Source organism: Marinomonas sp. SBI8L, assembly GCF_001624705.1.
Taxonomy (GTDB): Bacteria; Pseudomonadota; Gammaproteobacteria; order Pseudomonadales; family Marinomonadaceae; genus Marinomonas.
On sequence record NZ_JSEO01000008.1, the window covers coordinates 107,885 to 132,335 of the forward strand.

Here is a 24,451-nt window from a genome sequence, read left to right on the forward strand (position 1 = left end):
TTTAATATTGTGGAGATGTGGTGAATTTTAATTAATAAGTATCTGAATAGGTGGAGGCTAAATTTTTGAAAACATATAATGCATGGATGGCTTTAACAGTATTTCAAAAACTCATGCTTACCTTGTTAGGTCTCACAGCCGTTATTTTAATAGCGACTTTAGGTCTGGCAAGATGGAGCTTCGAGAGAGGTTTCTTAGACTATGCGAATGCATTGGAACAAACTCGTCTCGAAGTTGTATCAAACAATCTTACGGAGCTTTACTTTGAAGCAGGTGGAGATTGGAAAAAAATCCCTAAAGAAAGTTTAGAGAGCCACCTTTATTTATTGCCTAAGCGTAACGGTAGCGGTTCAGAAAAACCTCTTCCTCCAGGTATTCATAAAAGACAGTTTGATAGTAAGCATCACAATACAGCGTCTCAGTCTGAGAAACTGATACCTCTAACCTCTTCTGATACGGAATATGGGGGCACTCGGGCTAATGGTAACTTAGATGTCAGACCCTTAAATGCCGACATAGGTACTCCTCCTGCTGGTCGCATTGGCATTAATAGAGATAAAGCCGCACCCTTTACTGCGCTTTATGATGAAAATCATAGCTTTGTAGCGGGTGATTGGATGGATGATGCGGAGAACTTAAGTATTGCTATCCCTATCATCGCAATGGGTAAGCAAATAGGAGAGTTGCACAGTATACCGCCACGCTTTTTTCAAAGCCCCCTTGAGACAGAGTTCTCCAAGCAGCAGTTAATGCGAAGCATTGTGATTGGAACCGTGGCTTTGATATCTGCCGCTTTGTTATCTTGGATGCTTGCCACCTTATTTTTAAATCGTCATCGCTATGTCTTAAAAGCAATTAAGTCTCTGACTCGTGGAGATTATTCACCGAAAAAACTGCTATCAGGGCGTGATGAAGTGGGCTTGTTAATGGAAGACATTAATTATCTGGCCAAGACTCTAGAAGAAAACCGAGATTCAAGAAGGCGCTGGCTGGCGGATATATCCCATGAATTACGAACGCCGTTAACGATTTTAACCGGTGAAATTCAGTCACTCAAAGACGGTATTCGAGAATTTGATTATGCGCAGATTTGCTCCTTAGAGCAGGAGATTAACTTTATGCGCAAACTAACAGATGATTTATATGAGCTGTCTGTTTCTGATATTGGTGGTCTTAACTATGAATTTAAAAAGATCGATTTAGAAACAGTATTAACCACAACATGTGCCAGTTATAAAAATAGAGCGCTAGCTAACGACATTAAATTTGATGTGTCTTCCATGCCTCAAGTCTTTAGTGGTGACTCAGCACGTTTGGCTCAATTATTTAAGAATATGCTGTCTAACTCACTGGCTTATACTGATAGTCCTGGTGTAATAGAAATTAGAATGATTTCAGAGGACAATCTGGTCACCATCATTTTTGAAGACAGTGCTCCAGGTGTTAAGCCAGATGACTGTGAGCGTTTATTTAATCCACTGCACAGGCAGGATGAATCAAGGACTCGACGTCGTGATGGTTCAGGTTTAGGATTAGCGATAAGCCGCAATATAGTTGAGGCGCATCGTGGAAAAATATTAGCATCCCCTTCTAAGCTAGGAGGATTAAAAATAACAATTACTTTCCCTATTATAAATGGATATAGAAGATGAGTGCCGGGCTAATTTATATAGTTGAAGATGAAGTTAAAATCGCACAGATCCTCGTTGATTATCTGGTTAAAGATAATTATGACGTGAAGGTTTTATATCGTGGAGATGAAGCGGTAGAGCGTATTATGGAAAGCAAGCCAGATCTTGTGATCCTAGATGTTATGTTACCAGGTAAAAGTGGTATCAATATTTGTAAGGAACTTAGAGAGCATTCTAACGTACCTATTATGATGTTGACGGCACGTATTGATGAAATGGACCGTCTAGTAGGTCTCAAAGTTGGGGCTGATGATTATGTCTGTAAGCCTTTCTTACCAAGAGAGGTGGTTGCTAGGGTTAATGCTATCTTACGTCGTGTGAACCGCATTGACGACGAAGAAGAGAAGTCAACCGAGTTGGTATATCGTTCAATCACATTGGACCTTGAGTGTTTTAAATGCCACGCCAATGGTCAATATGTGGAACTCACACCTGTTGAGTATCGTTTGTTGCAAATTATGGTTTCCCGCCCTAAACGTGTTTTCTCTCGCGAAAGCCTGATGCAAAAGTGCTACAAGGATGACCGTATTGTCAGTGACAGAACCATTGATAGTCATGTGAAAAACTTACGTAAAAAACTTGCCGCCGCTGATCCTAGTGAAGAAATTATCCACTCTATCTACGGCGTTGGTTACAAGGTCGAGTAAGCCTTCAGAGCAAAGTCACCTCTCTTCTTTTTTAGGGCCATAATTTAAGTATTATGGCCCTTTTTATCTTTTGTTAGCCTGTAATACTTATGCCATGATGAAAGAGCTGGTTTAAAATTCGGCTCATGCGGTAAAAGCAGATGATGGACGAAAGGTTGGCTTAAAAGTATCAGGGTCACTGTCTGTAGAGCATGGAATGTTACCCTTGGTTTAACCCTAGAAGAGGCCAAAAAGCTAATGTCAGATATGGAAAAGGCCATTGAGTTCAAAGAAAGCTTTGAAGGTGAGGATAAAAGCCTTTAGGCGATGATTAATTGCTTCAAACTGAAGCAGTATGAACTGATTGATGGTTTAACAAAGTACTGAAAGTATCTTTAGTAGAGAATTTGATAGCTGCGAGAAGCGGCTATCAAATACAGGGTTTTATAAATTAGAGCAGTACTGAATACCAAAAAACGCGACCGATGACTCTGACGTCTAAGGCACTCTCTCCACTAAGCTCTTCATCATGATGGTCTGGGTTAGCTGAGCGAATTCTTAAACCATTAAAAGGTAGTCGATATAGGTATTTTACCCTTAGCATGCCGCCATGCTCGATAGCGTACATTTTTCCGTCTTGAATCTTGGTTTGGCTGGTATCTAGGCCAACCGTTGAACCGTTAGGTAGTATTGGCTCCATGCTATCGCCATTCACTTTACAGCAAGCCACTGTCTCACTTGAAACACCTGCTTTATTAAGGGTTGAGACATTAAATCTAAGTTTTTGGGTGGCAATATCTAGCACGTTGTTAAATCCGTTTCCTGCTGACAACTCAATTTCACTGAAAAAAGGTATTTCTACCTCGTTTGGGTTTAAAGGGGTATCACTGTCCCAAGCATCAATATGCCCTAAGTTAAGATGGCTATCTCGCTTGTTGTCCTCTTGAGTTTGAGTTGCCTGCATTTCTCCCTTGCCATATTCAAGCCATTCTGTTCTAACGCCTGTGGCGACAGAAATGGTTTGTACTTTTTCGCGGCGTGGTTGAGATTCACCATTAAGCCATTTATTTGCTGCCTTAACGGTAGTACCGGTTTGTTTTGCTAGCCAAGCCCCAGCGCCATGACGCTGTATGCCTGCTTTTTGCAGTGCTATGAGAAGCCGATCTGAAAAAGACAAAGTGATTACCTTAAATTTATGAACCAAGAGTTCAATTATGATTCATTGTTGCGGAACTTTCAGTTCATATGTATTATGTACTAAAAGTTCATTTAATGATTTTAAAAATGTACTCAATCATTAATATGAATTGATAGGTGACCTTAAGTTCACATAGTTCGATCAAATGCAATAAAGGTATGGCAGAAGCCTGCTGCTGGAGGAAGGAAGATGACAGCTCACGCTCTTCACGTTAACTATCCAAAAACACTCTTATTTTCTTTTACGACAAGTGAAAGGAATCTTTTGAAGGAAATAGCAGGGCATTGGATGAAGATGTATGCCTGTCATGAGATTGATCGTGGCAATTTGGTTGGATTTCATTTTTTAACCGTATGGGACCCTTTAGTCACCTTAGAAAAAATTAGGCTTCAGCCTTGCTTTAAAACTGATGCAATCAGAAGAGATGGCTATGAATTTGATATTGGTCGTCAGCGAGATGTCCCTCTATGTGTCTACGAAGTGCAGATGCTGAGTGAAATGGTGAAAGCCGCTGTGGAATGTCGCTTAAATCGATTTTTGTTAATAGATAAAGGTTCTATGGCAGATGTTGTGGGAAGACGCTTAACCTGGTCTTGGATGAATAGTCAGGTCACCATTGCCTTATCTCAAAAGCTGGATCTATTAGATCAGGTTGCAGGTCTTTTTTATGGACACAGCGCTTATCAATCTAGTTGTTTAGCAATTGAGACATTAGCAGGTGTTGAATATGCCTAAGCAAATATCTTTAACTCCATCCAAATCAAACGCGACAAATGAATGTTTTAAGTGGCGTCACTCTTTGTTAAGTTCGCTGCATCCAGATGACGCAAGATTACTTGGCGCTAGGCTATCAGAGAAAGATCAGATTTTCGGCTATATTGCTGCTAATACTTGGCTAAGAAAGGTGATAGGTCGCTATCAGCTGTTAGCTAAGCTTTCTACGCTTAGGCCAGTGGTTGCTAAAGAAGCGAACCGTCTAGCGCACTACCTTGATGAAGAAAGTGCCTATGCTTGGTTGAAAAGTGTAGTTCAGCGTTTGCAATATTGTGACACCTTAATTACCGATTTAAGTGGCGAGACGTTAGCGGCTTGGGCTTGGCAAAAAAGTCATGGCTTTGAAGTCGAATTGGTAAAAATAGGTACTCAATCCAATGCTGAAGCGGTGAAAGCTTATATAGAGCTTCATTTGCGACAAGCTGACGTTGATTTTCACAACTGGCAAGATAATGACAAGGTTGCAGGCCTTGCTGCTCGCATGATTACCGCTAAATGGTGGGTGAGACAAGCGAGAAGGCAATGGATCAAGGTTGAGCAGGTATTAAGAGAGTGTGGTCAGGTTCACAAATATGCTTCACCTTATGTATCCCACTGGTCTCTTAAAAAAGAACAGCAAAAGCAAGCGAATCAAATGGCTTTTCTAGAAGGCTGGGAAGCCATAAATGATCAAGGTCAAGCTTATAGTTTGGCACAACTTGCTGAATTAGGTGTGGCTAGCCCTGACAAGCGTTTTGCTGAGCTTATGGTCCGAAGCCGTGGCTTGGAAGAGGTCGCGAAAGAACAGGATCATGATGCTTGGTTTATTACCCTGACTTGTCCTTCAAAATATCATCCTATTTCGCAAGGTAGGCGTAACCATAAATATCGATTGGCAAAGAGTCCAACCGTGCAAGAGGCTCATGCTTATCTAAATCATGTGTGGCAATGCTTTAGGGCCTGGTGTCATCGTCACGGTATTGCATTTTATGGTGTTAGAACGGTGGAGCCTCATCATGATGGTACACCTCACTGGCATCTAATTGTGTACCTAGATAAAGCGCAATCTGATCACTTTTTAGCGGCATTTAAACGTTACGCGCTAGCGGAAGATGGCCAAGAAGCGGGCGCTGAAAAATACCGATTTAAAGTGCTTAAAATAGTGCCTGAAAAGGGAACGGCGACCGCTTATATCACAAAACACATTTCAAAAAACCTCCATGGTAAACACCTTGATACAGACCATGAAACAGGTCGTTCTGGGGTGGATGCTGCTAAGCGTATTGTGGCTTGGGCAAGATTAAATCGAATCAAACAATTTCAATTTATCGGTGGTGCTTCTGTCACTGTATGGCGTGAATTAAGGCGACTACAGATTAAGGCTGCTCCTCGTGCATTTGCGGCCATTTATCATGCGGCAAATCGAGCGGATTATGCTGCTTTTATCAAACTTATGGGCGGAGCTTTTGCGGGGCGTAAACAAACGCTAGTTACCCACTATAGTGAACCAGAAGAAAATCAGTATGGGGAAATGGTGAAAAGCATTAAAGGGGTAGCAAATGGCATAGAGGTTGTTATTACGCGTCTTTATGAATGGCGAGTACAGCGTAAACATCTGGAGGCTATCGAAGAAACAGTCTCTGAACTTACTTGGACTAGTGTCAATAACTGTACGCCAAGCCGATTACTCATGAATACTCACATCACTAATCAAGCATTTTAATTTTGGCACAAATCTCATTTTTTAATTTAAGCAAACTCATTTAAACAAAGTAAGGAGTCTTCCATGGCATTTCGTATTGAGTGTCCTAACTGTCAGTCTAAGGCTGTCATTTCTAACAGTAATAATATCGCAAAAGATATTGACCAGGTTTTTATGAAGGAGCTGTATTGCCGCTGTTTGAATATAGAAACCTGTGGTTGTACCTTTGTGGTCTCGGCCTCATTCTCCCATTACCTGAACCCACCGCAACAAGATATTGTGGCTATGGCCAAGGAGATACTAAAGAAAGAGCAACAGCTTAAGCTGGAAGAGGGGAGGTGTTAAACTCTCATTTAATTTGATGTGAATCGGTTAAGTTTATTGAATAAGCATGAGAACTAGATTTAATGGCAAACTTTGATAAAGCGTTTAATTTACGAAGGCGGCATCCAACTGGCATGTTGCATATGCTTGCTAACGAAGTGCAAAGTAGGCTTACTCGGTTAAGTTATCGTGCAAGCTTAGATGTGAGCTATGGACCAAGCCCTGGTGAAAAACTGGATATCTTTCCTGCGGCGAAGGAGAATGCTCCTGTGTTTATTTTTATTCACGGCGGTTACTTTAGGGCGTTAGACAAAGCTCAATATAGTTATTTGGCACAAGCTTTTGTGAAAGCTGGTTGTACCTTGGTATTGGTTAATTATGACTTAGCGCCAAAAGTGACGGTTAAAGAAATAGTTGATCAAAACGTAAAAGCCTTTGCTTGGGTGCATAAGAATATACATAAGTGGCAAGGAAACCCTGAACACCTTGTTGTTGGTGGTCATTCTGTGGGTGGTTTTTTAACCGCTAAAATCCTTGCTCATGATTGGCCTCAAGAAATAAAACAGAGTATCAAGGGGGCTGTTATGCTAAGTGGGCTTTATGACCTTAAACAGATGCAGCAGTCCTTTTTAAATAAAGTGTTAAACCTGAGTGATCAGGAGGTGGCTGAATTAAGCCCTATTTTGGAAACAGGTGTATTTAACTTTGTTCCTCACATCATTATGGCAGTGGGAAATGATGAAACGAACGAGTTCATTCGACAAACCCAGGTTTATAGTGAGAAGCTAAAAAAAGAGAATTGTCGTTTGGACTGTTTATTTTTAGAGGGCAAAAATCACTACACAGTATCGCGCTTATTAAGTCATAAAGAGAATACCTTAATGGAGAAAATATTCACTTTGTTGGTTTGATCCTAAGTTATTCACTCAGTGTTTTTTGAAGATGGATTGCAAAAAGGATGTTGATATTTTGAAGTGGGTTTTATTTATTTTACTGCTTTGTACTTCGCTACAAATACAAGGGAAAGAAGCTATGTCTCAGGAACATATATCTCAGGAAAAGGTGTCAAAGGAAAGTGACTTGAAAGCAGCCATATTCATGGAGAGCATGCCAACAGGTTTTGTTGTTCCACCTGCTGAAACACAGCAAGATAGTCTGATATTAGAGCAAATTAAAAAAGTGGGTTGGTACAACCTGCATATAGGGCAAGAGGATAATCAAGCTGCTTTCTCATTTAGCATTGGTCATTTTCAACAACATAATCACCCTGAGTTAATTCTAGTTGGCTTGCCTGCCGAAGTCGCAAATCAGTTATTAAATATTGCGGTTGTTAAAATTGTCGGTGCAAAAGAAAGGCTTGAGCCTTATAAAAAATATGATGACTTTACTGAAGGTCTTGCTGTTGCTTTTATTCCTGTTGAATTAGATTTCTATCGGAACTATCTAGGCTACGCAAACTGGTATTATGGTGACTTACCAAAACCTTACCCTGTCTTGCAAATGGTGTGGCCTGACCGAGAGGGCAACTTTCCATGGGATACAGAATTTGATACGAGTTTTAAACAAACTCAGCCTCTATTAAGTTTTGGGCCAAACAAACCCTAATTAAGTTAGGATTAGTCTGTATTAAGACTAATCCTATGGCTTCTGATTATCTTTCTACCTAATTATCTAGCGTATTAACCGCATCTTCTAAGTTAGTTTCTAATAGGCCAGTATTTGACCCAATTTCTTGAGCTAACGCTTCTAAGGCCTGATTAAGCTCTGTTATGGCGGTATTAATATCTCTTTCAAATCCTGTCATAGCCGCTTTCGTTTCCTGCTCAAAACTAATCGCAGTGTTCTCAATACTTGTTATAAGTACAAGCTTGTTGCTTAAATCATTTGATAGGCTTTTTAATAAGCTATCAATTGTTGTTGATAAACTATTTACTTGTCCCTCTAGCTGATTACTTAAGTCATGAATAGCATTTTCAGATTGATTTGAAAAATTTGTTGCTTGATATTTAACTTGGTCGATTAGCTCATCGTATTCAGAAATAAAGTCATCTATGTCTGATTCCACCTCTTCAAAGGCATGATTAATATCTTCCTGAATGGCGTCTTTTTCTGCTTCGTAGTCATTGATGACATCTTCTGTATCTATGCCCTCTTCAAGAACTTGAACAAGATCATCTCCTAGTAAGTTTTCGACATTGCGCTCTATGGCAAACTTAAGTTTGTCATCGGCAAATTGACTGATAAGCGAACCCACACATTCGTCCTTAATTAAGCTTTGCAAACTAAAGGAGGTTGCCATTTGTTTGTGGGCTAAATACATTTGACTTAAATTGTTTACTTCAGTGCTGACTGTGTTTGTAAGATAAACCACTTGTTCATCTAATACGCTTTCTAAACTTTTTAATTGGCTACTAAAGGCAGTGGCAAACTGTGTGAGATCATCAGTAATAGGAAGCAAGATAAGGTTTTTAATTTCAGTAAGCTTAGTTTCATAGTCATTAAGCTTAGTTGTCAGGCTCGTTTGATAGGCTAGTAGCTGAGTTTCTGTACTGCTTATGTTTTCCATAAGGTTTTCTTGATACTCATCTAGACTCGCTTTATAGCTTGCTAGACTTAAATCGAGTTCTTCTTCATATTTGGCTGTGCTAACGGCAATGCTGGCTTCATATGCATTCACTTCATCTTGATATTTGTCTAAACGGCTATCTAGATTTTCTAAATATTCATCCTTACTTTTTTCGACTTGCGTTTGGAAATCTTCTAAGCTTTTTACCTGGTTTTCCTGATAGCTAGTTAAACTTTCTTCTACCGTTTTCTCGAACTGAATTAAATCATTCTTAACGGTATCGAGTGTCTTCTCAACATCTTCAATCTCTTTTTCAAGTCGGCTTAACTCGGTTTCCAGTGTTTTAAGGTCAGTTTTCAGTTCATTAACTTCGTTATTAAGGCCATCTTCTAGATGAGTTAGTTCGGCTTCAAGGCTATCTATATTTTGCTCTAAAAAATCTAAGCCTTGTTCGAAATTAATCATAAGATCATAAGTAGCATTTAAGTTTGAATCTGCAACCCCTGCTAAGGTGCCTGCAAGGCTATTAATGTTAGTGCAGGATGTTGGCAGTTCAGTGAGATAAGAGTCGACTTCTTTAATCGCTGCTGCAACTTGCATATCCTCTAAAAAACCACTGATACGAGATTCAATATGCAGTTGTAAACTTAGTACGCCATCTTGATAGCCTAATAAACTTGCTTGGGCTATTAATAAATCGTCGGTATAACTGGCACTCAAATTTGGGGTAAGTTCGTCTGATATTTTCGCTAAAGTAGTTTGTATTTTTGTTTCTACTTGTGCTGCCTTTTCTTTTACTTTGGCACTAATCGCGGTGGTACTGCTTTTAAAATTAGCCCCTTGTTCAAAGGCGTTAAAAATATCCTTATTAAAATTAAGACCCATGTCTTTTTCCTTTTTTATGAATGTGTTGCCAGCTGCAAGGTTACTTATTTAGCCATGCTTTATGCGCTGACAAGGGCATATTACCTATCAAAAAACGTATAAATAACGCTTTTTAGGACAGTGTTTTGTGATACCTGAAAAATCGCAATTTAGTGGATTTTAGTCGCTGGAAGCCAGTCTCTGGCTGGCTTATTCTGCATCTATCGACAAGGCAAGGATGTCTTAAGGGGCCAATAGGATGGCCCAGGGAAGCAAGGATCTTCTCGTCGATCACTCTTAGGAGTAAGAGGGCAAAAGCCCAATCTATAAAGCAGTAAAAGAGAAGCGAGTTTATGGAAAAGCTTGAAGCACTAAAAAGTTACTTGATTGCAAAATCAAACTTATCGGCAGGCGCTATCAGTGCACAAGTGCAAAGTATGGTGCTAAAGCCAAAAGGTGTGGATGAAGGGAATCAAGTCTTGCTGCATAACCTGAGCTACCGCGCAGTCATTAACCTAATTGGCTTCCCTTATCAGGTGCAAGAGATTGCTAGCTTTAATGCTCATCTGATGACCTGGCTGGCAGACAATGATGACAGGGAAGAATTGGAAGACGCTTACCCAAGTATCTCAGTCGATCTGCAAGATGCTCAAACCGCTAATTTAGAAGTGAGTTTAGGGTTTGAAGAGCCAGTTTATATCTCTTCAAGTCTTGGTGGTGAGATTGAGTTTGCTGATCAAACTTGGGTCTTGGGTAGCGCAGAAATAGATTGGGCTTTGAGTGCTGAGGTAACAGGGAATCTAGTGAACTTAGCAAATTAAAGGAATAAGAGGTTAGGTCAGGAAGACCAATATCCAGAATGTTATCTGCTTATTTAAGGATAAATAGACAAAGGCAATGTGGATAGAAGGAGAAATGAAAGGGCCCAAGGATGATGGCCTGACATTTCTAAAACGTCAGCGCTAGGGCTGGAGTAGCCCTAGCGTTATGACTAAAAAGTTAAACAAAACAGGAAGTTAAAATGGCTTTAGGACAAGTTAGCGTAAGTGACGTAGATTCAGGGCAGGGAGACTTTTCCTCTCCAGAGCGTCAGTTCTTATTTATTGGTAAGGCAAGCGCGAATCTAGATAGCATTCTGTATCTAGATCAAAGCTCAGATTTAGATGTGCTTTTGGGCGCATCGGCAAGTGGCTTAAAAACAAGCTTAGCGGCCGCTAAGGCAAATGCCTCAGCAAATTGGACCGCCGTTGTGATGCCAAGAACCAATGAAGGTGAATGGCAAACAGCATTTGATATTGCCATGGGGCAAAACATTGTATGTGAAGCCGTTGTGGTGGCTGATGCGATTACGGCTCAAAGTGAGCTAGATCTTATTGCGACTGCGATTGCAGAAACTGAAAACAACTATGGTCGTTCTCTTTTCTTTGTGGCAGCGACAGCAGCACCAGCGGCTTCAGACAAATGGGATGCTTTCATTAGTGCTTTTGATACTTTGCAAGATGGTGTGGCGTCAACTGGCATTATGCTGATTCCAGAAGTGTTTGCGGGTTGGATGGGGACTGTCTGTGGCCGTCTATGTAATGAGGCTGTGACTATTGCTGATACACCCATGCGTACTCAAACCGGTGCCATTGTTGGCTTATCAACACTTCCTTCTGATGTGGATGGTACGGTTTTTAATATGGCTCATGCCAAAGCGCTGAATGATGCCAGAGGGACAGTGCCGCAAGTTTATCCTGATTATGATGGTATCTATTGCAGTGACGGTATGACACTTGCGCCAGAGGCCAGTGATTATGCTGTGATTGAAAACCTGCGTGTCGTGAATAAGGCCAAGCGTCAGGTGCGTATTCTGGGCATTAAAAAAGTCGGTAACCGTGAGCTAAACAGCACTCCTTTGTCGATTGCCGCCCATGAAACTTACTTCATGCGCCCGATCATAGATATGAGCAAAAGCTTAACCTCCAATGGCATTTATAAGCCAGGTGAAGTGAAACCACCTCTAGATGGGGATATCACAATTAGTTGGGCATCACGAACCAAGGTGCAAATCGCACTTTTAGTTCGCCCTTACAACTGCCCTAAAGCGATTCAAGCTTATATCGCCCTTAATCTAACTAGCGAGGTTTAGCATGCAACATATTTCGGGATCAGATATCAATATTTCCATTGGTACTCAGATTATTAACGTTAAGCAATACACCCTAAATGTGGAAGACGGCATTAAGCCAACTACGACTCGCGGTGTGCCTGATGGCTTTGTTCGTGGTGCTGTCTCTGCCAGTGGTGAAATCACATTGGATACTCAAAGTTATAACAAGCTGGTGGAAGCGGCTAGAACGGCAGGCTCATGGCAGCAACTTGGCGTGTTCGACATTGTCGGTTTGGGTAAAACCCTAGATCAAGAATTTAAAACGGCGGCTTATGGTTGCAAGTTGCGCCTGAGCAAGGTGCTAGATGCCAGTGGTGAAGGTGGTGACAAGCTGGAGCATACCATTGCTTATGATGTGACTGATAGCCGTTTTATCGAAATCAATGGCGTGCCTTATTTGGATAAAAGTTTCATTGAGACCCTAGGCTAATGGAGCAAATAGATTACCTAGTGGTGCACTGCTCAGATACACCTAACGGCCGAGAAACTCACGCTCAAGACATCCATAGATGGCATTTAGAACAGGGTTGGGACGGCATAGGTTATCACGCAGTAATCACCTTAAAAGGCGAGGTGCAATGGGGCCGACCAAGGTATTGGCAAGGTGCTCATGCTGACCCTTTTAATGCTAAGTCTTTAGGTGTCTGTCTTATTGGAAGGGATGAATTTACTAACGCACAGATGAGAGCGCTAGAGGGGCTTTTACTGTCGCTTAAGTTGGATTATCCCAAGGCAAATGTGGTGGGACATAGGGATCTGAACTCTCATAAAACCTGTCCAAATTTTGATGTCAAAACCTGGTGGTCAGGTGTTGAACAAAAAGGGATAGATTAAATGCTGGGATTAATCAGTGGCCTACAAAGTCTTTTGGGTGCCTTAGCGGCACCCATTTCTAAGGCTTATCAGGCAAAGCAGACAAGGAAAGCAGCGGCAGAATCTGCACAAGCCAAACTTAAGCTGGTGGGCCAAGAAAAGCGTTTTGATTTGGACTTAAAGGAAGCCGAATGGGAAGCGTTGGCCAAGCAGCAAGAGTCTGCTTCTTGGAAAGATGAATACGTGACTTTGATTATTACTTCGCCTTTTGTGCTGCTTTTTCTTGCTGCTATGGCCAGTGGTTATAGCGGGGACATGCGCTATCTAGATGCAGTCAATCTGGGTTTAGAAAGCTTGAAGTCCTTAGGGGTTGAGCTAGGTGAGTTATTAAAAATAGTCGTACTGGCGGCTGTCAGTATTAAGGGCATGGGATTGTTAAGGAAATAGGGAGGCACACATGGAGAAATCCACAGTAGCCACCGCATATGGGGCGTCGATAACTACGACGCTTGCAGGTTTTTCAATGAATGAATGGGTTGCCATGGGTGGCTTGATCATTGGTATCGCAACATTTTTAACCAATTTTTGGTTTAAACGAGAGCACTTAAAACTGGCTCAGAAACAAGTACAAGGAGAGTAACAATGGCACAACTCATTGAGATCACCATAGGTGATACAGATTTTGAATTTAAGGTAACAGACAAAGAGTACAACAAGTTTGTTGATGCCATGGCCAAAGGCCAAACAGTCTTACCTGCATACAACCTTTTGTCGTCAACGGTTAAAAGTGAGCAGCATGCAAGCTTGAAAGCCTTGATGGTGAATGAAGATTCACAGCCAAAAGCTAAATTGGTCATGGATGTGATGGGCATTCTAACCGACGAATTCTCCAGTGATCTGCCTACGGTGGTAAAGCTGCGCAGGCGTTCCGGGACAGCATCGACAAAAATGGCTTCGAGCAACTCGTAACCTTGAGAATGCGCTGGCTTCCTCATGAAGATGATGAACCGGAAAGCCTAGGACGGGCGCTTTGGTTAGAAGAAAGAGAAATAAACAGGGAAACGGCAGCCATTGCCAATGGTATTGCCAAGGCCTTTGCAGGGAAGTAGCTAGGGGCAAAAAATGGAAACACTGGAAAAATTACAGCTGAGCCTTGGCAAGCTAAATCAGTTTACGAATGCTTTTGATGGGATGCAAAACAGTGTTCAAAAGCTGGCAAATGTTATGAAGAGTGCTTTTGAAGCGCCATTAAAGGCCGTTTCAAGTTTACAGGCAAGTTTGCCAAAGGTTACCCAAGCTGTCGCAGACATCAATATTGCTTCAGCAGGCAATATGCCTCTAAACCCAACCCAAGGGGTGGGAGCAAATGCGAATCTAGCTGCTGTGGCCAATAGCCCAGCAGAAGAGGTTGTTATGGATGTGGCGGAGCCGGTTTCTAGGTTGCAGCTTTTGCACGACTCATTAGGGAAAGTGAAGGGGCAAGTTGCCAGTTTAAAAACCTTAAGTGGCGACAACATCATGGGGCGTGTGTTTGGGGATGCCAATATCTCTGCCTACACGGATTCTTTTGCCACATTGAAACAAGGTTTGAATGAGCAACTAGCGCTTTGGCCTGAATTGAATACCAAGGTTCAGGCGCTTTCTGGCAACCTAATGTCGCAGCTCTCACCCATGTTAGGTCCTTATATTGATGAGGTAAAAGCCATGGGGAAAAGCCTAGATAACTGGACTGAGAAGTATCCAAATCTTGCAAATGCGGTTAATACGGCAGAACAAGCTTTAGGGTCCATGATGGAAGTGATCAATATGGTGGGTGTCGCTCAGGAAATGCTGAACTTGGCCAAAAGCCATGCCATAACGCTGTCGCAAAATTGGTTAGTAAAGAATTTGGTTATTACGCCTCTGCTCAAATTACAGGCAGCGGCAGTTTGGATATTGAATGGCGCAATGAAAGCCATGGTAGCAACAGGGCCTTTATTGATGGGGATATTTACCTCTTTAAAAGCCGGTGTACTCACAAGCTTGCCGGCGATTTGGAGTTTTACTGCGGCTTTATTGGCAAATCCGATTACTTGGATTGTGGTGGGTATCACGGCCTTGATCGGTGCCCTTGTCGCCATGGTGGTTTACTGGGATGAGGTGAGTGCCGCTATAGGCCGCTTTACGGATTGGGTCTTCTCTTCGTTAAGCCAGGGCTTTAGCTTTATCAAGGGCTTGTTCGCTGACAATGAGTGGCTCAAATTAGCCTTCTTTCCTCTCTATGCTGTGATTGAAACAGTCGATTTATTGATAGGAACATTTGAGCAAATTCCCCAGTGGTGGGGAGAGTTTCAAGTCTGGCTGGGTGAGCTATCCCTTATGCCTAACATGAGCTTTGATTTTGCCTTTATTGAAACCATCAAAGCTGCTTGGAGTGAACTAAAAAACTGGCTTGCGAGTTTGAACCCTTTTGCTTTTGTCGGAGAGTCGGCTGACTGGATTAAAAGTAAATTGAGCTGGCTGCCGGGTATGGGTGCGAGCTCAGATATCAAAGCAAATCAGGGCTTGTCACAAAAAGTTGCTGAGCAGGGTATGGCGCAAGGTGCAAACCTCACCTTACCAGGAGCAGAGGCATCTCAGAATGGTGAGCAGGGCGGCTTATTTCAGACCTTCAGTAATTTATTTGCCAGTACCAGTAAGCAAAGCCATGTGGAAAAAATTGAAGTGAATAATTATGGCCAAGGGGTGCGTGGTGATGAATTGGCCCATGAAATGGAAATGCAGGTGGGCTAATGGACAGCATAGATTTAAGCATCATAGATGATGACTTGGTATTAAACCAATTGGGAGAACCTGAGCTTAGGGCAGAGGCAGATTGTATTGCACAAGACCTAAGACACATGCTTAGAGAAAAAGGTTATGCCTTTAGCATGATAGGTGAGAGGAGTCAGGTAAAACTGGCCACTCTCACCACTCAGGTAGAAATTGAAATGGAAAACGATACACGTATTTACCCAGGGACGGCCAAGGTGGCGCTAATAGGGGAAGCACTTAACTGTAGTGCACGTACGTTAAATAACGAAGCGATAGAGGTAACCCTATGAAGGAATTTGAAAGCCTATTAAAGGATGAAGGTGTACCCATTACCGAAGCTGAGATTAAGGCGGCATTTAAGCAAACCGTGACAGATTCTGGCTCTAAAATCAGTAATGATTCTGCCTATAGCCCGTTTTGGCGCTTGATCTCAGCGATCGCGGTTCAACCTGTGATCTGGCTGGTGAATGCTCTGGTGCAAAGTGTTATGCCACAGTTTTTCTTAAAGACAGTTGGAGAGGGTTTTATTGACCTGTGGGGTAACAACTATGGGGTAGAGCGAAAAAAAGCTCAACGGCTAGAAGGCCGGCTGCAATTTACTCGAGCAGATCAAGAAGGGGATATTGAGATTCCGCTTGGTACACGGATTCGTACCGAGCCCTTGAATGACATTGTCTATGAACTGGAATCAACTTATCCAATCGTGCTGGGTAAAGAGGATAACTCAATTAGTGTGCCGGTTCGTGCTGTGGCAGAGGGCAAGGCCTATAACTTGGAAACGGGTCAATATGTGAACTGTGATATCCAAGGCGTCACTGTGACAAATCCTGATGGTTGGATTCAAGTAGTAGGGGACGATGATGAAGACATTGAAGCTTATCGCCTGCGTATTCGTAATGCTTTTAACTCCTTAAGTCATTATCACACGGATGGGGTATATCGACATTTGATTGCGAAGTTTGCCGGTGTCTCCACTGACATGATTTGGTTTGAACATGGTGTGAAAAGAGGTGGAACTAGCGTGGTGCCAGGCGCGGCTGATGCTTATGTTTTGTTCGAGCTTGATGCCCCAGCTGACAGTTATCTAGAGATTATTAATCGCATGATAAGGGATGAAGGCTACCACGGGCATGGTGATGATTTACTGGTTAAAAAAGTGCCCGATTTACTGGTAGACCTTGGTGTCACTGTTTATTTTCCTGTGGCATTAACAGCGGAAGAAAAGACAGCTAGTTTGACAGGTATTGAGCAGGCGATTGAAGCGGCTTTTAGGTCAAATTCGGCTTATGTGATGACACAAACTCAGCCCTATTCTCGCTTTTCATTTACTCGGTTAGCCAGTGAGGTTTATCAAAACTTTCCTGAGATAGAGAGTATTGATTTTAAGGCCATTACTGATGGGGAAGAGGTGATTGGAAGCCACATAAACGCTGAACTTGAAATCCCACGTTTGGCATCACTCAGTATACAAGAGGGTTAGTGATGGTTGCTAAATTTGAGTTGCCTGTATGGATTCGAGAAGGCAAAGAAATTAACAAGCTAGCGGATGCTTTTGCGACCTTTTGGGATAAAACGGAAGATTGGATAAAAACACCACTTAACCAGCTAGATGCCGAGACCTGCCATGTGTATGTGCTTAAGCTTTTGGCGTATCAAAATGATATTGACCGATTTGCTGATGAGCCAGATGAGCTCTTTCGAAAACGAGTAAAACACGGGGTAAAAAATGCCATAGATGCGGGCAGTAAAGGCGGCTTTAAAGAGGTTCTAGCACGCTTTGATGTGCCCTTGTATGGGCAGATAGAAAGAGACAGTGAAAGTGACTGGGATGTTATTACCCTTTGGCTAGCTGACTCTAGTTTGACCCAAAATCCAGAGCTTGCTCACCATATTATTCGCCAATATGGCCGAACCTGTCGCCGTTATGAATTTTTGATGGTGGATGCTATTGAATCCATCGCCGTAGAGGGATTTAGCTTTGGTATTGATAGAGGGGTAGAGCAAATAAGTGGACGAACGGAATATGTATTTGCTGATACGACAGAGCCTGCTAAGGCAAGTATCGCTCAGCACTTTATTGAACGAAGTGAAGATAGGATAAAAGTAATTTAAGGACGAATTATGACAGACATAATAAGTGGAACAGTAACAGATGCAGGGGCGCGCTACATTGCCCAAAAAGCTGCGAGTTTAGAACCTGTGGTGGTCACCCACTTTATCTTGGCTAATGTACCTGGTGTGGATGAAACCACACCAGCAGACCCGAGCATGGGGATACCAACAGAATATTTGATAGATGATTTTGTTGCAGTTCAAGACCCCCATTATAACGATGACAATGCGGTGACTTACTCACTGGTACTAGACAGTAGTGTGGGTGATTATGACTTCAATTATTACGGCATAGTCACTGACTCGGGCGAGTTATTAGCCTATTCCTATATCCCACTGAATAAAAAGCGAAAAGATATAGGTCAGGTGATTAACCGTAATCTGGTTGTGCCCTTTAGTAATGCTAAACAGCTTACGGGTGCAGATCTGCCATTGGAATCTTGGCAGTTTGATTACGAAGCCGAAATGCTCGCCATGCAGACCTGCATAATGCAAAACAGTGCAGCGACCATATCTGCTTTATCAAGCGCCATTAAAAATCATGAAAGATTATTAACTTTGGAAGGGAAGCTATGAGTGAACTAAGCACAGCGACGGCAGCTTTAACGCTAGCTGCGTCTGAAATGAAGGAAGCGAAAGAGTCGTTTGAGTTAGTCAGGCAAGACGCGGATGCAGCCATTGATCAAGTACAACAAGAGATGCTGCCTACAAAAGCAGAAGTGCAAGTACATTCTGAAGTATTTGCAACCCATGGTCGTAAGAATCTATTAATCAATGGTAAACCGCTTGTTTGGCAAGCTGGCGAGTCATTTACTGAGACAGGTTATTGTGCTGATCAATGGTTCGCCAATTTATCTGGTGCGGTTTGTACAAAAGATGCTGATCCTGCAAAAGGTATTTTAATCAGCATTAATCAAGATCAAGGTTCTGGTCAGCTTCATCAATTGATTGAAGAGGGTGTTGTTCAGCAGCTAAGGAATAAAGAACTGACTTTTTCTGCTGAGTATGAAGTGAATAATCAATTTGATGGTGACTTGGTGCTAGAGGTTTTTTATTCCAATGAGGGGGATGCCGAATCTGAGGTGACAAACTCACTCATTACTAAAAGGTTTACTCCAACGAAAAGTGTAGTCGGTGTTGAATCTCTGACTTTTACTGTTCCAAGTGATGCGCTAGGGCTCAGAGTCGCTATTTTACCTGCGATTGGTCAGCCAGTTAACTCGCAAATGGGGCTTTACAATGCCCAGTTAGAGACTGGTGCTTCAAATACGGTATTTGAAGTCACGCCGTATCAAGAAGAGCTTCTGAAGTGTTGTCGCTTTTTTTATGTATCAAAAAATTATCATTTTACACGTAATTACGCCAACGTGAATTTTAACGCAGATGTTTATCATCTAGTGCCTATGCGTACTTTACCGTCAATTACACCGGTGTTTCCAGCAAGTAGTTTTGATGTGGCCATATGGCCGAATTATCTTGATTCGAACGAAAAATTTCATATGAACTCTAGTAGTGGTGGTAGTTGTATTAGTGGTTATATGGCAGATGCGAGGCTTTAAAAAATGAAGATTGATACGGTTAAAAAAGTGGGTGATAGCTATTTGGTCAATGAAAAAATGGTTGTGCCTAATGTTAGTGAAAATGCTATGTGTCGCAAAGTTAAGGCTTGGCTAGAGGCAGGAAATACCCTTATTCCTGAGTTTACAGACACTGAATTAATGGCGTTAAAGCTTGCTGAAGTGGATGCTGAATGTACTCGTCGTATTGAGCTTTATTGGAATCAAGTCGGGCAACTTAATGCAGCCCTTGGGGTGTACTCTGATGAAAATGCAGCCGCATGCAAACACTGGATTACTGCAAATCTCAATGCTCGAGAAACGCTACTAGAAAGAGCCGATATTATAAATATTGATGTGACAGAAAATGAGTATTGGCCTGAACTGCCATAACGATTTGATACTTCAAATTTCTGTTTTTCTGGCTTGTTCCTAGCGGTTTCTAGCGATTCCTAGTGATTAAGTGATCCATAGAAATAGGGTGAGTCTAGCTAGGTAAATGCAGAGAGTTTTTATCAGTATTAGAGAGATATAGAGAAACACTTTTAGCGTGTTTTGTGTTGAATCAGCGATATAGCGCTGATAATAAAAGGAATTAATAATGAGTGATTTTACAGATTCTTTGGTGGCTATGAAGGATGCAACCGAAGAGCTAGTACAAGCAAAAGAAGTGTTTGAATCCATCTATGAGGGTTATCAAGGTGCCTTGGATGATTCAATTCAAACCTTACGTGATCTAGAGCGTTATGCCCAAGCTACGGGTAAAAATACCTTAGCTGTGGCCTCAGCGGCGATTGTCTCTGATTTAGCTCTTGGGGATGAGCTTTATCTCTTGATTACTGAAACCAATGATACAGCCTTAGTCTCACTTGATGTAAATGGCCAAGGGGCAAAAAGTATTGTCAATGTCACTGCCGCTAATCAGTTGTTTGCTGGTGCACTGGTCAAAGTACGTTATGACGGCACGGCGTTTTATGTGATTGAGCAGGTGAACCCAAAAACAGGAAATGCTATTTCAGATATCGGCAAGTTAGTCATAGATACCACGGATATGCTTAGCATAGGGGAAGTTGCATTAAATGGTGCTGAAATTAGTCGAGAAGAATATTCGATTACCTGGGCCAAAATTAAAAATACCTCAAACTTAATTGATCAAGTCACTAAGGATGCTGATCCGATTAGTTACGGTGGCTTTTGGGGCGAAGGAGATGGTTCAACCACTTTTACTTTGCCTATAGTGGGGGGGGAATTTATCCGTATGTTTGACGATGGGCGCGGTGTTGATGATGAGCGTGGTTTTGCCAGTTATCAAGAGGATGCTATTAGAAATATTATTGGTGACTTTGGAAATGTTTTGTATCAAGTAGAACAAGGTGGGGGGGTTGCTAGTGGTGCTTTTTTAGCTGGAACTGGAGCGTATGGGGCTGCAGTGATACCAACTTCAGGAGTAACAGAAAATAATTTAGATGGTATTGAGTTTGATGCATCAAGAGTGGTTCCTGTTGCAAATGAAAATCGACCTCGCTCTATCGCTTATTACGGTAAAACCCGCTTATAAAACTTTATAAGTTTCTATTACATATACCTAGGTCTTTTGAGCCTAGGTGAATTCAAGGATGAATTATTATGAGTGAAATACTCGATGCCATTAGTGCATTAGGTGATGCAACAGCGGATATGACATTGGCCAAAGAGTCATTTGAAACCGTGCGCCAAGATGCTGAACAGGCCATTTCAGATCATTTATCTGAAGCAGATGCCCACAACCAATATGTTAAAACCGACACCTTTGAGCAAGTTAAAAAACTGCCAATCTACCCTGAAGTTATGTCGGATGATAACAGGTTAGCGATGACGTTAGACAGCTCGGTATTAACTATCGAAGCGAATCAAATCATCAGGCTTTATGGCTGGTTAGAAATCAATACTTCTGATTATGCGGTGCGAACCTTTTCTATCAATGATACGAAAACCTACCATCTGAGATTTAACCTAACGGATGGTTTTTATCTTAAAGATTTGTCGGACATTGGCTACAACCCTGATTCCTTTGACGAATCGGATCGTCTATTTGATACCAACTACGATGATATGAACTTGGCGCTTATCTTTGACGGGTTTTTAATGAGGTGTATTCATACCAATCAATTATCAAAAACGGCGTTGTTCAGCGGCGATGGTAGTATTGTGGTTCCTCTATGTCCAAGATTAAGGAGAGTCTGCTTATTATTTTCTAACCTTGAAGCAAGTGCTGGAGCTCAAAAGGTAAGTATTCCCGCAGAAGTTGATAAAGGTGGGCATGGCTATTTTTATTCAACGAATTCAAATGCAAATAATAATGTTTGGTCAAATAGCGGTGATATTAGGCTTGACACAAACAATGTTGGTAGTGATACCACAATATCAATAAACCATATTATTTTTAGTCCTAGATTGCAGAGGTTTCAAACAAGTCACTATATTACAGAATTGGATGAATCAAATGTTCATGAGTTTCTTCTTAGAGGTGATAAGGGAGAGTGTTTAGCAATTTGGAAAGAAGCAGGAATGACGTTGAATTATGTTGAAATAGCCTCAGCAAATATAACAGTGGAGTATTTAAGATGAAAATATTAAAAGATGTTTTTGTTTCTCATACTGGTGAGCAGTTTTCAAAAGATCTAACCGAGTTTTATGTGGATCTTAGTGGTATTAAGCATGTCTCTCGCCAACATGCTTCCGATCAAGTAATGTCATGTCATTTCAACGATGCTTTAGTTAAGGATAATGGTGTTTGGCGTGTTAGGAATGCTGATGATGACTACCAAGATGCTTATCAGGCTGTTGATGATGCGAGACAAGCGGCTTATACCGCTAGAGTGCGTCCGCTTCTTGAAGAGGCAGAGATTAAAGCGCATCTTGGTGAGAGTGATGAATATGCTCGTTTAATGGATTTAGCCGTCACAGAGCGGATGGATATTCAAGCAGAGCTCCCTTGGCCAGAAGTATTGGTAAATGTGGCTACTGAGGCGTCAGTGGATGAGTCCCCATGATTACCCTCATTCTCAACAACACTAAAATCTCTGGTTATGGGGTGAAGGTGACGTGTGAGTTGGCTTTGCCGGAGGAGGACTTGTCTGGCCAAAGTTCTTCTTCGGCTACGGCTGAGAAGGGCTTTAAACCTAAGCGTCTTCGTGTGGCGATGAAGGTGAAATATGACGATGCATCTGAGCTTGCCAATATCGTTAGTTTGAGTACGGCTTTGGATGAAGATAAAGGTACTCGTTTGGTTTACAACATAGAAAACCAAACGGCGAGAGCCTTTGCTGTTCGACAAGTACGTTTCAGCGACAAAGTGTCGGCGCAAGAGTTGGATGATGATCAAGCCTGGTCTGTGTCTTTTGTCTTAGTCGAACACCTTTCTATCCCTGAAAAAGTGGAAGCCATGAAGCTTAAGCAGAATGAGCCTAAGGTGGCGACAGCGGATACCAGTGTTGCCTCTGAAGCTGAGAGTGGCGAAACCAGTAATTGGCTGGATAATGTGCTTAAGTACTTGGATTCAGCCCTAGCCGATGAGGGGGCAAAGAATGAAATATAACTTTGTACTCAAGGTAAATGGCGAGCGGGTGAATCTGGTTTCTCATGATGTTGCATTGGATGCGATGGCCGCTGGCCGTGCATCCTTTGTGGTGCAGTCTGAGAAAACCTTAACAGGGTCTGTCTATTTCAGTTTTGGGATTAATAACGGACAAGAGCATGGTCATTTTTATGGCTATATAGAGCGTTCGACGCCTGCTTCAAATCAGTCTCAAACCCTATTTTGTCGAGAAAAGTCTAATGTGTTGAGCATGCGTGTGCCCTTGGCATTACGTAATAAAACACTCAAGGATTTACTGACAGAGGTGAAAGCGATAACGGGCTGTGGCTTTAGCTTACCTCAGTCCAGTTATGCATCTACCCCTGTGCCTTATTTTGTTAATACGGGTTCTGGCTTTCATCTGCTAAATAAAATCGCCCAAGTATTTGGCATAGAGGATTTTACTTGGCAGCAAAAGCGAGATGGTCTTATTTATATTGGTGCTTGGCCTGATAGTCATTGGATCGATGCCCCTGTAGAGGTGCCAACAGCTGTGCTGGATAAACAGTTATCAACTCAAAGCGCTGAATTAATGGCGATTCCGGGTTTAAGGCCGGGTTACCTGCTTAATGGGAATCGTCTTTATAGCGTGAGATTGCAGGAAGCAAAAATGGTGGTGTCATGGAAAAAGCCTTAACGCGACTAATGCAAAAGAAATATCCCGAGTTAGCCTCAGGTTGGCATTTGCCTATGTGGGCGAAAGTAACGGATATTTTAACCCCTTTGGCAGGTGAGGTTGTGACAGAAGAAGCTCCTGTTTATTCTGTTTCAGTACAGCTTTTAGATGTAAATGGTGAGGAAGATACTGAGCTGCCGATTCTGGAAGATGTGCTTTTACCTGTGAATGCAGGTGGAGAACAGAGAGGTTTCTGGTCAAAGCCGAGTCTTGGTACCTTGGTTGAAATTGCCTTTATGTATGGCTCCCCCGCTCATCCTTTTGTTCGTTCTGTTTTCCCCCATGGTTTGAAGTTGCCTAACATGGCAGAGACTGATCAAAGGTGGCAGCAGTCTGAGCAGGCTTATATTCAAGTCAATCAAGATAATGAGTGGGAAGCGAAAGGCAAAAGTAGCAAGCTCACCATAGAGGAAGACTTAACTGAGCAAATTGGCAAACTACGTGAAATTATTGCGACTAAGCATCATGTGGGAGATGAGTCGACAAATATCTATAGTCTGCTGCATGATTTAATGAATACAGTGGCTGATCTTGCGAATGTGGCAAGCTCTCATAATCATTCGTATTCATGGAGTGATCCAGGTGGTGCAGGGACTACTTCCCCGCCGATGCAATCCTCAAGTTACAGCCAAGCGAGTAGCCAAGCCAGTGAGCAAGCAGGTAAACTCGCGCCATTGCTAAAGTAGCCTTTTTTAAGTAATAAGCGGCTGGTATTTGATTATGCCAGCCTTTTCTTTTTTACCTTCTTCTCAAGATTAGCCCCCTTTTTGTTTAATTATTCTTAAAGCGTTACAAGCACTGCTATACAGGTGTTGTTGGATTTTTTGATAAATGAATGTCGTTTTAAAAGAGGGAGTTTATTTTAGTCTTAGCAGCTATATTGAAATACAAATCTAGTGTTAGAGTTACAGTGATAAATAAGATAAAATCCGCGCCAATACGTCATTATTTATCTGTATTCAAGTGTTTGAAAGGGGTGATAATAGGGGTAATTCAAACATATTATTTA

At 42.0% G+C, this 24,451-nt stretch carries 30 protein-coding genes; 28 read left to right on the top strand and 2 right to left on the bottom strand.

Translation table 11 applies throughout. From position 1 onward, the window contains the following. Positions 1-65 precede the first annotated feature (65 nt). Both OA91_RS13430 and OA91_RS13435 read left to right on the top strand, forming a co-directional pair. Positions 66-1,652 carry an ATP-binding protein gene (locus OA91_RS13430; RefSeq protein WP_157203842.1) on the top strand — a complete coding sequence of 529 codons (1,587 nt, stop codon included), beginning with the start codon at positions 66-68 and terminating at the stop codon, positions 1,650-1,652. Beyond that, positions 1,649-2,338: a response regulator gene (locus OA91_RS13435; RefSeq protein WP_046016632.1), complete on the top strand. Its 690-nt coding sequence runs from the start codon at positions 1,649-1,651 to the stop codon at positions 2,336-2,338. The genes OA91_RS13430 and OA91_RS13435 overlap by 4 nt, the downstream gene beginning before the upstream one ends. A 430-nt stretch (positions 2,339-2,768) precedes the next feature. Here the strand turns inward: OA91_RS13435 and OA91_RS13440 are convergent, their stop codons facing one another. Beyond that, a complete protein-coding gene (locus OA91_RS13440) occupies positions 2,769-3,494 on the bottom strand; it encodes a S24 family peptidase (RefSeq protein WP_063338843.1) in 726 nt (241 codons plus the stop codon). Positions 3,495-3,704: 210 nt separating this feature from the next. Between OA91_RS13440 and OA91_RS13445 the strand changes: the two genes are divergently transcribed. The 5 genes from OA91_RS13445 to OA91_RS13465 all read left to right on the top strand — a co-directional run bounded on the left by OA91_RS13445 (position 3,705) and on the right by OA91_RS13465 (position 7,899). Continuing rightward, positions 3,705-4,250, top strand: a complete 546-nt coding sequence (locus tag OA91_RS13445) for a hypothetical protein (protein ID WP_063338844.1) — start codon at positions 3,705-3,707, stop codon at positions 4,248-4,250. Next, a complete protein-coding gene (locus tag OA91_RS13450; RefSeq protein WP_063338845.1) occupies positions 4,243-5,991 on the top strand; it encodes a replication endonuclease in 1,749 nt (582 codons plus the stop codon). The genes OA91_RS13445 and OA91_RS13450 overlap by 8 nt, the downstream gene beginning before the upstream one ends. A 63-nt stretch (positions 5,992-6,054) precedes the next feature. Next, on the top strand, positions 6,055-6,315 hold the full coding sequence (locus OA91_RS13455; RefSeq protein ID WP_046016630.1) for an ogr/Delta-like zinc finger family protein: 261 nt from the start codon (positions 6,055-6,057) through the stop codon (positions 6,313-6,315). A gap of 62 nt (positions 6,316-6,377) precedes the next feature. Further along, on the top strand, positions 6,378-7,205 hold the full coding sequence (locus OA91_RS13460; RefSeq protein ID WP_063338846.1) for an alpha/beta hydrolase: 828 nt from the start codon (positions 6,378-6,380) through the stop codon (positions 7,203-7,205). Positions 7,206-7,326: 121 nt separating this feature from the next. Next, positions 7,327-7,899 carry a DUF4262 domain-containing protein gene (locus OA91_RS13465; protein WP_231870372.1) on the top strand — a complete coding sequence of 191 codons (573 nt, stop codon included), beginning with the start codon at positions 7,327-7,329 and terminating at the stop codon, positions 7,897-7,899. 58 nt (positions 7,900-7,957) lie between these two features. Here OA91_RS13465 and OA91_RS13470 read toward each other — a convergent pair whose 3' ends face one another. Beyond that, positions 7,958-9,745 carry a DUF7217 family protein gene (locus OA91_RS13470; RefSeq protein WP_063338847.1) on the bottom strand — a complete coding sequence of 596 codons (1,788 nt, stop codon included), beginning with the start codon at positions 9,743-9,745 and terminating at the stop codon, positions 7,958-7,960. A 332-nt stretch (positions 9,746-10,077) separates the two neighbouring features. On the opposite strand from OA91_RS13470, the gene OA91_RS13475 reads away from it, so the two are divergent. The 21 genes from OA91_RS13475 to OA91_RS13570 all read left to right on the top strand — a co-directional run bounded on the left by OA91_RS13475 (position 10,078) and on the right by OA91_RS13570 (position 24,128). Next, complete coding sequence (locus OA91_RS13475) at positions 10,078-10,545, top strand: phage tail protein (RefSeq protein ID WP_063338848.1); 468 nt, start codon at positions 10,078-10,080, stop codon at positions 10,543-10,545. A gap of 200 nt (positions 10,546-10,745) precedes the next feature. Next, positions 10,746-11,855 (top strand): DUF2586 domain-containing protein, encoded by a 1,110-nt coding sequence (locus OA91_RS13480; protein WP_063338849.1) that lies wholly within the window; start codon positions 10,746-10,748, stop codon positions 11,853-11,855. A 1-nt stretch (position 11,856) separates the two neighbouring features. Continuing rightward, positions 11,857-12,306, top strand: a complete 450-nt coding sequence (locus OA91_RS13485) for a phage protein (RefSeq protein WP_046016626.1) — start codon at positions 11,857-11,859, stop codon at positions 12,304-12,306. Then, positions 12,306-12,710: an N-acetylmuramoyl-L-alanine amidase gene (locus OA91_RS13490; RefSeq protein ID WP_063338850.1), complete on the top strand. Its 405-nt coding sequence runs from the start codon at positions 12,306-12,308 to the stop codon at positions 12,708-12,710. Before OA91_RS13485 ends, OA91_RS13490 begins: the two co-directional genes overlap by 1 nt. Then, complete coding sequence (locus OA91_RS13495; protein ID WP_063338851.1) at positions 12,711-13,136, top strand: hypothetical protein; 426 nt, start codon at positions 12,711-12,713, stop codon at positions 13,134-13,136. It abuts the gene before it with no gap. Positions 13,137-13,146: 10 nt separating this feature from the next. Continuing rightward, entirely contained in the window at positions 13,147-13,329 is a 183-nt protein-coding gene (locus tag OA91_RS13500; RefSeq protein WP_009835684.1) for a phage holin, read from the top strand. Positions 13,330-13,331: 2 nt separating this feature from the next. Further along, positions 13,332-13,658 (top strand): putative phage tail assembly chaperone, encoded by a 327-nt coding sequence (locus OA91_RS13505; RefSeq protein WP_063338852.1) that lies wholly within the window; start codon positions 13,332-13,334, stop codon positions 13,656-13,658. 8 nt (positions 13,659-13,666) lie between these two features. Then, complete coding sequence (locus OA91_RS24725; protein ID WP_269447910.1) at positions 13,667-13,798, top strand: DUF6890 family protein; 132 nt, start codon at positions 13,667-13,669, stop codon at positions 13,796-13,798. 13 nt (positions 13,799-13,811) lie between these two features. Beyond that, positions 13,812-15,461, top strand: coding sequence for a hypothetical protein (locus tag OA91_RS13510; RefSeq protein ID WP_063338853.1), 1,650 nt, complete (start codon positions 13,812-13,814; stop codon positions 15,459-15,461). Next, positions 15,461-15,772 (top strand): DUF2590 family protein, encoded by a 312-nt coding sequence (locus tag OA91_RS13515; RefSeq protein WP_063338854.1) that lies wholly within the window; start codon positions 15,461-15,463, stop codon positions 15,770-15,772. Before OA91_RS13510 ends, OA91_RS13515 begins: the two co-directional genes overlap by 1 nt. Next, positions 15,769-16,962, top strand: a complete 1,194-nt coding sequence (locus tag OA91_RS13520) for a baseplate J/gp47 family protein (RefSeq protein WP_063338855.1) — start codon at positions 15,769-15,771, stop codon at positions 16,960-16,962. Before OA91_RS13515 ends, OA91_RS13520 begins: the two co-directional genes overlap by 4 nt. Before the next feature lie 2 nt (positions 16,963-16,964). Continuing rightward, a complete protein-coding gene (locus tag OA91_RS13525; RefSeq protein WP_063338856.1) occupies positions 16,965-17,594 on the top strand; it encodes a phage tail protein in 630 nt (209 codons plus the stop codon). A gap of 9 nt (positions 17,595-17,603) precedes the next feature. Continuing rightward, complete coding sequence (locus OA91_RS13530; protein WP_063338857.1) at positions 17,604-18,170, top strand: phage tail-collar fiber domain-containing protein; 567 nt, start codon at positions 17,604-17,606, stop codon at positions 18,168-18,170. Continuing rightward, a complete protein-coding gene (locus OA91_RS13535) occupies positions 18,167-19,153 on the top strand; it encodes a hypothetical protein (protein WP_063338858.1) in 987 nt (328 codons plus the stop codon). The genes OA91_RS13530 and OA91_RS13535 overlap by 4 nt, the downstream gene beginning before the upstream one ends. Positions 19,154-19,156: 3 nt before the next feature. Beyond that, a complete protein-coding gene (locus OA91_RS13540) occupies positions 19,157-19,543 on the top strand; it encodes a hypothetical protein (RefSeq protein WP_063338859.1) in 387 nt (128 codons plus the stop codon). Positions 19,544-19,751: 208 nt separating this feature from the next. Then, entirely contained in the window at positions 19,752-20,708 is a 957-nt protein-coding gene (locus OA91_RS13545) for a hypothetical protein (RefSeq protein WP_063338860.1), read from the top strand. Between the two features lie 68 nt (positions 20,709-20,776). Further along, positions 20,777-21,757, top strand: a complete 981-nt coding sequence (locus OA91_RS13550) for a hypothetical protein (RefSeq protein ID WP_063338861.1) — start codon at positions 20,777-20,779, stop codon at positions 21,755-21,757. After that, complete coding sequence (locus OA91_RS13555) at positions 21,754-22,182, top strand: hypothetical protein (protein WP_063338862.1); 429 nt, start codon at positions 21,754-21,756, stop codon at positions 22,180-22,182. Before OA91_RS13550 ends, OA91_RS13555 begins: the two co-directional genes overlap by 4 nt. Next, positions 22,179-22,727, top strand: coding sequence for a baseplate complex protein (locus OA91_RS13560; protein WP_082827941.1), 549 nt, complete (start codon positions 22,179-22,181; stop codon positions 22,725-22,727). Before OA91_RS13555 ends, OA91_RS13560 begins: the two co-directional genes overlap by 4 nt. Further along, a complete protein-coding gene (locus OA91_RS13565) occupies positions 22,717-23,403 on the top strand; it encodes a hypothetical protein (RefSeq protein ID WP_063338863.1) in 687 nt (228 codons plus the stop codon). The genes OA91_RS13560 and OA91_RS13565 overlap by 11 nt, the downstream gene beginning before the upstream one ends. After that, positions 23,388-24,128 (top strand): hypothetical protein, encoded by a 741-nt coding sequence (locus OA91_RS13570; RefSeq protein ID WP_063338864.1) that lies wholly within the window; start codon positions 23,388-23,390, stop codon positions 24,126-24,128. Before OA91_RS13565 ends, OA91_RS13570 begins: the two co-directional genes overlap by 16 nt. The last annotated feature ends 323 nt before the right edge of the window (positions 24,129-24,451 follow it).

What these genes read in the sequence shown, in the direction of transcription:
- OA91_RS13435 (WP_046016632.1), top strand. Translation starts at nt 1,649, where the DNA reads ATGAGTGCCGGGCTAATTTATATAGTTGAAGATGAAGTTAAAATCGCA.
- OA91_RS13550 (WP_063338861.1), top strand. Translation starts at nt 20,777, where the DNA reads ATGAGTGAAATACTCGATGCCATTAGTGCATTAGGTGATGCAACAGCG.
- OA91_RS24725 (WP_269447910.1), top strand. Translation starts at nt 13,667, where the DNA reads ATGCGCTGGCTTCCTCATGAAGATGATGAACCGGAAAGCCTAGGACGG.
- OA91_RS13480 (WP_063338849.1), top strand. Translation starts at nt 10,746, where the DNA reads ATGGCTTTAGGACAAGTTAGCGTAAGTGACGTAGATTCAGGGCAGGGA.
- OA91_RS13570 (WP_063338864.1), top strand. Translation starts at nt 23,388, where the DNA reads ATGGAAAAAGCCTTAACGCGACTAATGCAAAAGAAATATCCCGAGTTA.
- OA91_RS13535 (WP_063338858.1), top strand. Translation starts at nt 18,167, where the DNA reads ATGAGTGAACTAAGCACAGCGACGGCAGCTTTAACGCTAGCTGCGTCT.
- OA91_RS13490 (WP_063338850.1), top strand. Translation starts at nt 12,306, where the DNA reads ATGGAGCAAATAGATTACCTAGTGGTGCACTGCTCAGATACACCTAAC.
- OA91_RS13505 (WP_063338852.1), top strand. Translation starts at nt 13,332, where the DNA reads ATGGCACAACTCATTGAGATCACCATAGGTGATACAGATTTTGAATTT.
- OA91_RS13515 (WP_063338854.1), top strand. Translation starts at nt 15,461, where the DNA reads ATGGACAGCATAGATTTAAGCATCATAGATGATGACTTGGTATTAAAC.
- OA91_RS13470 (WP_063338847.1), bottom strand. Translation starts at nt 9,745, where the DNA reads ATGGGTCTTAATTTTAATAAGGATATTTTTAACGCCTTTGAACAAGGG.
- OA91_RS13565 (WP_063338863.1), top strand. Translation starts at nt 22,717, where the DNA reads ATGAAATATAACTTTGTACTCAAGGTAAATGGCGAGCGGGTGAATCTG.
- OA91_RS13545 (WP_063338860.1), top strand. Translation starts at nt 19,752, where the DNA reads ATGAGTGATTTTACAGATTCTTTGGTGGCTATGAAGGATGCAACCGAA.
- OA91_RS13455 (WP_046016630.1), top strand. Translation starts at nt 6,055, where the DNA reads ATGGCATTTCGTATTGAGTGTCCTAACTGTCAGTCTAAGGCTGTCATT.
- OA91_RS13495 (WP_063338851.1), top strand. Translation starts at nt 12,711, where the DNA reads ATGCTGGGATTAATCAGTGGCCTACAAAGTCTTTTGGGTGCCTTAGCG.
- OA91_RS13555 (WP_063338862.1), top strand. Translation starts at nt 21,754, where the DNA reads ATGAAAATATTAAAAGATGTTTTTGTTTCTCATACTGGTGAGCAGTTT.
- OA91_RS13520 (WP_063338855.1), top strand. Translation starts at nt 15,769, where the DNA reads ATGAAGGAATTTGAAAGCCTATTAAAGGATGAAGGTGTACCCATTACC.
- OA91_RS13510 (WP_063338853.1), top strand. Translation starts at nt 13,812, where the DNA reads ATGGAAACACTGGAAAAATTACAGCTGAGCCTTGGCAAGCTAAATCAG.
- OA91_RS13450 (WP_063338845.1), top strand. Translation starts at nt 4,243, where the DNA reads ATGCCTAAGCAAATATCTTTAACTCCATCCAAATCAAACGCGACAAAT.
- OA91_RS13475 (WP_063338848.1), top strand. Translation starts at nt 10,078, where the DNA reads ATGGAAAAGCTTGAAGCACTAAAAAGTTACTTGATTGCAAAATCAAAC.
- OA91_RS13460 (WP_063338846.1), top strand. Translation starts at nt 6,378, where the DNA reads ATGGCAAACTTTGATAAAGCGTTTAATTTACGAAGGCGGCATCCAACT.
- OA91_RS13445 (WP_063338844.1), top strand. Translation starts at nt 3,705, where the DNA reads ATGACAGCTCACGCTCTTCACGTTAACTATCCAAAAACACTCTTATTT.
- OA91_RS13530 (WP_063338857.1), top strand. Translation starts at nt 17,604, where the DNA reads ATGACAGACATAATAAGTGGAACAGTAACAGATGCAGGGGCGCGCTAC.
- OA91_RS13525 (WP_063338856.1), top strand. Translation starts at nt 16,965, where the DNA reads ATGGTTGCTAAATTTGAGTTGCCTGTATGGATTCGAGAAGGCAAAGAA.
- OA91_RS13485 (WP_046016626.1), top strand. Translation starts at nt 11,857, where the DNA reads ATGCAACATATTTCGGGATCAGATATCAATATTTCCATTGGTACTCAG.
- OA91_RS13465 (WP_231870372.1), top strand. Translation starts at nt 7,327, where the DNA reads ATGTCTCAGGAACATATATCTCAGGAAAAGGTGTCAAAGGAAAGTGAC.
- OA91_RS13500 (WP_009835684.1), top strand. Translation starts at nt 13,147, where the DNA reads ATGGAGAAATCCACAGTAGCCACCGCATATGGGGCGTCGATAACTACG.
- OA91_RS13540 (WP_063338859.1), top strand. Translation starts at nt 19,157, where the DNA reads ATGAAGATTGATACGGTTAAAAAAGTGGGTGATAGCTATTTGGTCAAT.
- OA91_RS13560 (WP_082827941.1), top strand. Translation starts at nt 22,179, where the DNA reads ATGATTACCCTCATTCTCAACAACACTAAAATCTCTGGTTATGGGGTG.